1 protein-coding gene is annotated in these 376 nt (G+C 58.0%); it reads right to left on the reverse strand.

All coding sequences use genetic code 11. The features are described from left to right. Positions 1-246: PAN/Apple domain-containing protein (locus SB764_RS38640; RefSeq protein WP_410866558.1), on the reverse strand; the 246-nt coding region annotated here is incomplete at its 3' end. Positions 247-376 lie beyond the last annotated feature (130 nt).

Consider the following 376-nt stretch of genomic DNA (forward strand, 5'->3'; position numbering starts at 1 on the left):
GGATTTCAGGAAGCACCAGCTGACCTTCGGCTTGTAGGTAAAGGCCTTGCAGCTCTTGTCGCCGATGCAGGACTTCTTGCACTGGTCGAGCGAGACGTTCTGCTCCGTCCTCAGATCGAAGCCGAAGAAATCCGCATCCTTGATCGTCTGTATATCGCGCTTCGCATCTGCGGCGCCGGCTGGCAGGCTGATCGCAAGTGCAGAAAAGGCGATGGCGGCGAAGGCGAAGAAAGAGCGTACAGACATCAAGTCCCCCCGGGCGGCTGCGCTGATCGGGCCGCACTCTTGGCTGCCCCGATGGCGTTGTCAACACAACTTATGCGGTGTCGCGTTTTCGCACAGAAGCCGCCATCGCATTGTCATGTCATCATGAGAT

The organism is Paraburkholderia sp. SIMBA_027 (genome assembly GCF_046535315.1).
GTDB lineage: Bacteria > Pseudomonadota > Gammaproteobacteria > Burkholderiales > Burkholderiaceae > Paraburkholderia > Paraburkholderia tropica.